Below are 7,751 nucleotides of genomic sequence, written 5' to 3'. Positions count from 1 at the left end.
CACCGTCACGTGGCGGTGCGACCCCGGCGTCGTACGGGCCTGACGATCAGATGTCGCGCGGCGGGGCGAACGAGCCCGTGGTGCCGGGTGCGACGGCAGGCGTGTTGTTCGGCTCCGCGACGGGCCTGGCGGCAGCGGCGCCGTCCGACAGATTGCCCAGGAAACCCTCGACGCGCGACCGTATGGGGCCGATCAGCGCACCGCCGACGCCGACGATGAGAATGCCGGCGACCGTGGCCAGGAATGCGATGAGAACGGGCATTGTGACGGTGGTTCCGATGCCGATCTGGTTCACGGCGGCGATAACACCCAGCGCGATGATGAAGAAGGCCACCGTCTTCGCCACGAGCGGGCCGTAGGAAACGCGGCCCATGGTGTTCATGAGAAGGTCCTTCACCACATTCGCGATGGCGCCGGCGATCACCACGATGATGATCGCGACGACCAGGCTCGGGAGCCATGCCACGATCTGGTTGACGATCGCGCTCACCGGGTTGGTGGGACCGAAGGCGCTCAGCGCGAGCTGGAGCGTGATGAGCAGGATGAAGTAGTAGATGATCTTCGTGAGCAGCGCGATCGGCTCGATGCCCGACCCGGCGAGGAGCCGGTTCGCCCCCGCGCGCTCGAGCACCTTGTTGAAGCCGATCCGCGTGAGGATCATGCCCACGAACCGGGCGATCGCCTTGGCGATGAAGTACCCGATGAGGAATACCACCAGGAACACGAGGAGCTTCGGGATGAAGCTCGCGACCGCACCGAGCGCGTCCGTGATCGGTGCCAGCCAGTCGACTGCGTTCGGCACGAGTGCCGTATTGAAGAATGTCATGGTGTTCTCCCCCTTCGAGATATTTCTGTGCACCTCGGGCACACCGTGATGGCGCGGCGCAAAGGTGACAGCTCCGCACGAACATATGCCGGAGAAGCGCATTCTGCGCGGCGGAATTACACGGTGCAGAGTTCCATTCGCCCGTAGCGCTGGGTATCAACGCAGGTCACATCGTTGAATGCGATTCGTCAGAAAGCGTCTAGCCTGACGGGATGGATGCCCTGCACGAGCGGACCGCCGTCGAGCTCCGCGACCTTCTCGCCGCCGGAGAGCTCACCCCCACCGAGGTGACCGAGCACTACCTCGACCGGATCGAGCGGCTGAACCCCGTTGTCGGCGCCTTCGCCACGGTCACCCCCGAGCAAGCCCGGAAACGGGCGGCCGAGCTCCAGGAGAACCGCGGGACGGGTTCCGGCGAGGGCACGCCGCCGCCGTCGGGCAGCCTGTGGGGCCTGCCCACCGGGGACAAGGACCTGTGGAACAGGGCGGGCGTGCCCACCGGCTTCGGGTCGCGCGCCTTCGCGGGCCTGCCGCCGGCCGAGGAGAGCGACGAGATCGTGCAGGTGCTCGACGACGCCGGGATCGTCAGCCTCGGCAAGACTGCCGCGCCCGAGCTGGGCTTCCCGGCCTACACCGAGCCGGTCGGCGCCGCCCCGGCGCGTACCCCCTGGGATCTGGGCCGCGGCGCGGGTGGCTCCAGCGGCGGAGCGGCCGCCGCGGTGGCGGCGGGCCTGCTGCCGTTCGCGCCCGGGTCCGACGGCGGCGGGTCGATCCGCATCCCCGCGGCGGCCTGCGGAGTCGTCGGCCTCAAGCCAACGCGCGGGCTGCTGCCCGCGGGCAGCGGCGTCGACTCCCTGGGCGGGCTGGTCGTGAACGGGCCGATCGCGCGCACCGTCGCCGACGCCGCCCTGCTGCTGGAGGCGATGCTCCCGCGGCGCGCCGGGGGCGGCGTCGCGCACCCGTACACGCTGCGGGCGCCGTCGTACGCCGCGGGTGCCTACCTCGCGGCCGCGCAGCGTGCCGAGCTGCCTGCCGAGGAGGCCGGCGACCCCGGTCGCCTCGCCCGGATCGGCGTGACCACGTCGTCGGCGTGGGACGGCTTCTACGACATCATCGTGTCCCCCGAGGCCCGCGCCGCGCTGGACGCCGGGGTGGGCGCCCTGGCCGGCCTGGGGCACGAGGTCGACGAGTTCGCGCTGGCCGCAGCCCCCGAGTACGCCCCGGCGTTCCGGACCCTGTGGATGGGCGGCGCCTCAGCGGTGCCGATCGACGACCCGGAGACCCTGGACAAGCTGGAGCCGCTGACGCAGTGGCTCATCCGTACCGGCCGCACGGTCCCCGCCCGGCAGCTCGCCGAGGCGGTGCGCACGCTCACCGGCTTCGAGCGCTCCCTCGTGGCGCAGGTCAGCGCCTACGACGCCGTCGTGACCCCCGCGCTCGCGCTCACCCCGCGGCCGATCGGCTGGTACGACGCGGAGGATCCGGAGCGGAACTTCGAGCAGCAGTGCCAGTACACGCCCTTCACGTCGATGCTCAACGTCGCCGGGCTGCCCGCGATCACGGTGCCGACCCACTGGACCGCGCCCACCGCCGAGGCGCCGGCCGGGCTGCCCATGGGGGTGCAGATCATCGGCCGGCCGGGCGGAGAGCTCACGCTGCTGGCGCTGGCGGCCCAGATCGAGGCGGCGCTTCCCCGTCCGCAGGCCTTTCCGCTCTGACGTGTCAGGCGTACAGGTCCACCAAGGGACCTGTACGCCTGACACTTCGGTGGTGGCCGAATGTGGTTCCGCGGCCCGGCGACGCGTGCTTGGGTACCCCTAGTGGGTATCCAACAGCGACGGCGCCACAGCGCCGGGACAGGGAGAACGGGACCATGGCCGAGACGTTCGAGACGACCGCCCCCGCGCGGCCGAGCCGGTGGACCGGGACCTGGCCCGCCAACACCGCCTGGATCGTGCTCGGCATTCTGACGGGCTTCGCCCTGCTGGTGGGCGGGACGGCGATCGTGGGCGGCACCTGGCAGGACGCCGTCGCCGAGGACCCGACCACCGCGATCGGCGTCGCGACGCTGTGCTACCTGGCCGCCGCCGTGACCGGCGTCCGCTGGACGGCCTGGCTCGTCGCCCTCCTGGCGTCCGCGATCCCCGTCGCGTCCGAGCTGCTGGACACGCCGCGCTGGATCGCGTTCGTCCTGGTGGGGCTGGTCCTGGCCGGCATCGGGCTGGCCCGCGGACGCCGCGCGACGTGGCCGCAGGCCGCCGCGATGGCCGGCTTCTTCGGGGTCGCGACGGCAGCCCTGTTCCTGGAGCCGCGGCTCGGGCTGGCCCTCGCGGGCCTCGCCCTCGCCGCGCACGCCGGGTGGGACGTGGTGCACTACCGCCGCGACGTCGTGGTGAACCGTTCGCTCGCGCTGTGGTGCATCGGGCTGGACCTCACCATGGGCGGCATCTGCGTGGCCCTCGCGCTGTAGCCGTCAGTCCTCGTCCGGGAGGCAGCCGAAGGCCTCGTCGAAGCCCAGGGCTGCCGTCGCCAGCAGGCCCGCGAGGCCGGAGCCCTCGGGCACGGGGCGCGGGTCGTCGGTCACGACCCACAGCCCGTCGACGACGTCGTACCCGGCCTGCGGGCCGTCCTCGACCAGGCTGCCGACGGCGGCGATCAGGCGCTCGATCTCCTCGCCCGCGGTGCCGACGCCGACCGAGGCGCGCACCGCCCCGGCGTCGAACCCGAGCCGGCCGAGCAGCGGGTGCGCGCAGAAGCGGCCGTCCCGGACGCCGATGCCGTGCTCCGCGGACAGGTACGCGGCGACGAGTCCCGGGTCGTACCCGGTCACGGTGAAGGTGACGACGCCGACCGGGTCGACGGCGTCCGCCCAGACCCGCACGACCTCGACGCGGTCGATCGCCTCGAGCCCGGACACGAGCCGGCGGCGCAAGGTGTTCTCGTGCGCCACGACCTCGGCCGGGTCGAGCGCGGCCAGCTCCTCGCAGGCCGCCGCGAGCGCCACCGCGCCGATCACGTTGGGCGAGCCGGCCTCGTGGCGCGCGGGCCCCTCGTGCCAGTCGGTGCCGCCCACGCGCACGCGCCGGACGGCGCCGCCGCCGGCGAGGTACGGCGTGCCCTGGTCGAGCCAGTCGCGGTGACCCACCAGCACGCCGGCGCCGAACGGGGCGTAGGTCTTGTGCCCGGAGAAGGCGAGGTAGTCCACGCCGGTGGACTCCAGCGAGATGCGGCGGTGCGGCACGAGCTGGGCGCCGTCGAGCGCCACGCGCGTCCCGAACTCGTGGGCGACGGCGACGATCTCGGCGATCGGGAGGGACTCGCCGGTCACGTTCGAGGCGCCGGTCAGGGCGAGGAGGGCGTACGGGCGGTCCTCGGCGGCGTCGGCCAGCTCCTCCCGGATCTGGGCGACGGTCTCGGCCACGGTGGCACCACCGGTCAGCACGGTCGCGCCGGTGGTGCGCTGCCAGGGCAGCAGGTTCGCGTGGTGCTCGACGTCGAGCACCAGCACGCGGCCGGGCTCGCCGTCGGCCTGCGCGGGGACGCAGCCGGCGAGGAGGTTGAGGGAGTCGGTGGTGTTCCGCGTGATGATCGTCAGGTCGTCCTCGCGGGCGCCGACGAACGCGCCGATGGTGCGGCGCGCGGTCTCGTAGAGCGCCGTGCTCACCTGGGAGAGGTAGCCCGCGCCGCGGTGCACGCTGGCGTACAGCGGCAGCACCTGGGTGACGCGGTCGGCGACGGCCTGCAGGGCCGGGGCCGACGCGGCGACGTCGAGGTTCGCGTACGAGACCTGCGTGCCGTCCACGAGCGGGACGAGCGTCCCGCCGCCCACGACGGGGCGCAGCGGGGCGAGATCGGTCACCGCGGTGGCACGGCTGAGAGTGGGAGCAGACATGGCGTCCTCCAGCACAGTCCTGGGGGAGGTTCCCCCGCGCTTGCCGCACGCGGGCTGCGCGCGGCCTGGTCGTCACCCGGGGCACCCCACCGCGGAGGGAGGGTTGCCGGCCAGCGAGCCGGGGCTTGACGCTGGCGCTCATGACCTGCGGCCATCCTGTGCTGCGGGCAAAACTCCTGTCAACGCATGTCTCAGATGCTGGTCCCACGTTCTGGGCGGGCCGCGCGGGCCGCGAGATCGGCGACCCGGGCCGCGTCCGAGCGGTACATCGCGGCATGGTCGCGCAGCTCGGCGGGCCCGCCGTCGTCGGCCCTGGCCTCGCTGAACGCGGCGAGCTCCGTCAGGCGCTCCGCCATCGTGCCGAGCACGTCGGCGCGCGACCAGCAGGCCCCGTACGCGGCGACCAGCGCGTCCAGCCGGGCCAGCGGGTCCAGGTGCCCGACGTCGTAGGTCACCCCGGCGAACGCGTCGCCCGCGAACGGGGCCAGGCGGTACGCGGTGTACGCCAGGTCCCACAGACGCGGTCCCGGCGCCGCCGTGTCCACGTCGATGAGGCCGGCGAGCCGGCCCGCGCGGAACACCATGTTGTACGGCGCGGCGTCGTTGTGGCAGACCACCTCGGCCGGCTCGCGGGCGGGCAGCTGCCAGACGGCGTCCGGCAGGTCGAGATCGAGGGACGCGTCGTGGAGCCGGCGCAGCAGGCGCCCGGCGTCGCGCAGGTTCTCCTCGGACCAGAGCCACTCCGGTGCGGGCCAGCCCGGGACATCGCCCGGGAGGAACGAGACGACCTCGCGGCCGCGGTCGTCGAGCCCGAAGGGCTCCGGCACGTCCGTGACGCCCCGGTCCCGGACGTGGCGCAGGTACGCGTGCACCGTGGCCGTCCACGGTCCGGCGGTCCGGCGCACCGTGTCGCCCACGCGCACCACCGCGTTCATGTTCCCGCCGGTCAGCGGCTCCTCGTCAGCAGACATCGGCGTCACCGTACCGAGGATCGGCTTTCCCTACTATTTTACTGGGGTTACCTGTCGAGACACTGTTCCACCCACCGGACACCATGTCGTAGGGTTGGCAACGACCATCCCGAGCGGCCGAGTGACGTGGCACGACGACGCCGCAGCAACCCAGCGTTCCCCGCAGCAGCGGAGGACGGACGAGGGTGCTACCGCCACGACCGATGGAGGAGCATCATGAGCGACCCCGCGCGCGTCGAAGCACGACCGGCTGACGGCTACGCCGGCGACATCACGCCCCAGCAGGCCTGGGACCTGCTCGCCGGCGACCCGGACGCCACGCTGGTGGACGTCCGCACCGACGGCGAGTGGCGCACGATCGGCATCCCGGACACGGCCTCGCTGGAGAAGCAGCCCGTGTTCGCCGAGTGGGTGCAGGCCGGCGGCCGCCCCAACCCCCGGTTCCTGGAGGAGCTCAAGGCGGCCGGCGTCTCCGGCGGGCCTGTCGTCTTCCTGTGCCGCTCCGGCCAGCGCTCGATCGCGGCGGCGCGGCTCGCCACGGCGTCGGGCATCGCGCCGTCGTACAACGTGCTGGAGGGCTTCGAGGGCGCGCCCGGGGCCGACGGTGTCCGGGACCAGCAGGGCTGGAAGGTCGCCGGCCTGCCGTGGACGGCGGGGCCCGCGTGACCGTCACCGGCGCTTACCCGCCCGGCGCGAACCCCGGCGGTTCCGGCCGCAAGCCGCTCCCCGACGGCGTCCGCCCGGCGACGCTCGCCGTGCGCGGCGGCCACCAGCGCAGCGAGTTCCAGGAGACGAGCGAGGCGCTGTTCCTCACGCAGGGCTACGTCTACGACAACGCCGCGGAGGCCGAGGCCGCGTTCAAGGGCGACGTCGACCGGTTCGTCTACTCGCGCTACGGCAACCCGACGGTGCACACCTTCGAGGAGCGCCTGCGCCAGCTCGAGGGCGCCGACGCCTGCTACGCGACCGCGACCGGCATGTCCGCGGTGTTCACCTCGCTGGCCGCGCTCGTGAGCTCCGGCTCGCGGATCGTGGCCGCCCGGGCGCTGTTCGGGTCCAGCGTGGTGATCTTCGAGGAGATCTTCAAGAAGTGGGGCGTGCGCACCGACTACGTGGACGGGCACGTGCTGTCCCAGTGGGAGGACGCGCTCTCGACCCCCGCGGACGTGGTGTTCTTCGAGACGCCCTCGAACCCCATGCAGGACATCGTGGACGTGCGCGCCGTCGTGGACCTGGCGCACGCCGCCGGGGCGATCGTGGTGCTCGACAACGTGTTCGCCACCCCGCTGCTGCAGAAGCCGCTGGAGCTGGGCGCCGACGTGGTCGTCTACTCGGCGACCAAGCACATCGACGGGCAGGGGCGCGTGCTGGGCGGCGCGATCCTCGGCTCCACGGAGTACATCACCGGCCCCGTGCAGACGTTCATCCGCAACACCGGGCCGTCGCTGGCGCCGTTCAACGCGTGGACCCTGCTCAAGGGCCTGGAGACGATGCCGGTGCGGGTCGCGGCCCAGAGCGCGAGCGCCCTCGCCGTCGCGCAGGCCCTGGAGGACCTGCCCGCGGTGGGCGCCGTGCGCTACCCGTTCCTCGACTCCCACCCGCAGGCGGACCTGGCGCGGTCGCAGATGAGCGGGGGCGGCACCGTCGTGACGTTCGACCTGGCGGTCCCCGCGGGCACGGACGACGACGCCGCGAAGCGGCACACGTTCGCGTTCCTCGACGCCCTGCGGCTGGTCGACATCTCGAACAACCTCGGCGACGCGAAGTCCCTGATCACCCACCCCGCGACGACCACGCACCGCAAGCTGGGCGCGCCGGGGCGGGCCGCCGTCGGCATCGCGGAGACGACGGTCCGCCTCTCGGTGGGCCTGGAGGACGTCCAGGACATCATCGAGGACGTCCAGCAGGCGCTGTCCTCGGCGGGGTAGGCCGTCGGGGTGGGCCGCGACGGGGGTCGCACGCGCAACCCAAACACCACAACCACCACCAACCATAATAAAAAAAAAGACACACACAAAAACAAAAAAAAGAGCAAAATAGAATCAAGAATATAACGTATGGG

Annotated in this window: 7 protein-coding genes and 1 riboswitch; of the genes, 4 read left to right on the top strand and 3 right to left on the bottom strand. The window is 72.6% G+C overall.

What is annotated here, in order from left to right; translation table 11 throughout:
- Window positions 1-46: 46 nt before the first annotated feature.
- Window positions 47-868, bottom strand: coding sequence for a hypothetical protein (locus ACFWEJ_RS24800; RefSeq protein ID WP_377231847.1), 822 nt, complete (start codon window positions 866-868; stop codon window positions 47-49).
- A 170-nt stretch (window positions 869-1,038) separates the two neighbouring features.
- Here ACFWEJ_RS24800 and ACFWEJ_RS24795 point away from each other — a divergent pair, with 170 nt between their 5' ends.
- Both ACFWEJ_RS24795 and ACFWEJ_RS24790 read left to right on the top strand, forming a co-directional pair.
- Window positions 1,039-2,544 (top strand): amidase, encoded by a 1,506-nt coding sequence (locus ACFWEJ_RS24795; protein WP_377231846.1) that lies wholly within the window; start codon window positions 1,039-1,041, stop codon window positions 2,542-2,544.
- Window positions 2,545-2,699: 155 nt separating this feature from the next.
- Window positions 2,700-3,296 (top strand): hypothetical protein, encoded by a 597-nt coding sequence (locus ACFWEJ_RS24790; RefSeq protein ID WP_377231845.1) that lies wholly within the window; start codon window positions 2,700-2,702, stop codon window positions 3,294-3,296.
- 3 nt (window positions 3,297-3,299) lie between these two features.
- Here the strand turns inward: ACFWEJ_RS24790 and ACFWEJ_RS24785 are convergent, their stop codons facing one another.
- Window positions 3,300-4,718 carry an aminotransferase class V-fold PLP-dependent enzyme gene (locus tag ACFWEJ_RS24785; protein WP_377231844.1) on the bottom strand — a complete coding sequence of 473 codons (1,419 nt, stop codon included), beginning with the start codon at window positions 4,716-4,718 and terminating at the stop codon, window positions 3,300-3,302.
- Window positions 4,719-4,749: 31 nt separating this feature from the next.
- Window positions 4,750-4,864: riboswitch (SAM riboswitch) on the bottom strand.
- A 45-nt stretch (window positions 4,865-4,909) separates the two neighbouring features.
- Window positions 4,910-5,689, bottom strand: coding sequence for a phosphotransferase enzyme family protein (locus tag ACFWEJ_RS24780; protein WP_377231843.1), 780 nt, complete (start codon window positions 5,687-5,689; stop codon window positions 4,910-4,912).
- A 216-nt stretch (window positions 5,690-5,905) separates the two neighbouring features.
- On the opposite strand from ACFWEJ_RS24780, the gene ACFWEJ_RS24775 reads away from it, so the two are divergent.
- Together ACFWEJ_RS24775 and ACFWEJ_RS24770 are read left to right on the top strand one after the other, a co-directional pair.
- Complete coding sequence (locus tag ACFWEJ_RS24775) at window positions 5,906-6,355, top strand: rhodanese-like domain-containing protein (protein WP_377231842.1); 450 nt, start codon at window positions 5,906-5,908, stop codon at window positions 6,353-6,355.
- Window positions 6,352-7,617, top strand: a complete 1,266-nt coding sequence (locus ACFWEJ_RS24770) for an O-succinylhomoserine sulfhydrylase (protein ID WP_377231841.1) — start codon at window positions 6,352-6,354, stop codon at window positions 7,615-7,617. The genes ACFWEJ_RS24775 and ACFWEJ_RS24770 overlap by 4 nt, the downstream gene beginning before the upstream one ends.
- The last annotated feature ends 134 nt before the right edge of the window (window positions 7,618-7,751 follow it).

This window comes from Promicromonospora sp. NPDC060204 (genome assembly GCF_042728455.1).
Taxonomy (GTDB): Bacteria; Actinomycetota; Actinomycetes; order Actinomycetales; family Cellulomonadaceae; genus Promicromonospora.
The sequence above is the reverse complement of the archived record's forward strand: the minus strand, read 5'-3'. Positions and strand labels throughout refer to the sequence as shown.

Excerpts from the sequence above, each read along its gene's own strand:
- ACFWEJ_RS24790 (WP_377231845.1), top strand. The coding sequence starts at position 2,700 with ATGGCCGAGACGTTCGAGACGACCGCCCCCGCGCGGCCGAGCCGGTGG.
- ACFWEJ_RS24785 (WP_377231844.1), bottom strand. The coding sequence starts at position 4,718 with ATGTCTGCTCCCACTCTCAGCCGTGCCACCGCGGTGACCGATCTCGCC.
- ACFWEJ_RS24775 (WP_377231842.1), top strand. The coding sequence starts at position 5,906 with ATGAGCGACCCCGCGCGCGTCGAAGCACGACCGGCTGACGGCTACGCC.
- ACFWEJ_RS24795 (WP_377231846.1), top strand. The coding sequence starts at position 1,039 with ATGGATGCCCTGCACGAGCGGACCGCCGTCGAGCTCCGCGACCTTCTC.
- ACFWEJ_RS24780 (WP_377231843.1), bottom strand. The coding sequence starts at position 5,689 with ATGTCTGCTGACGAGGAGCCGCTGACCGGCGGGAACATGAACGCGGTG.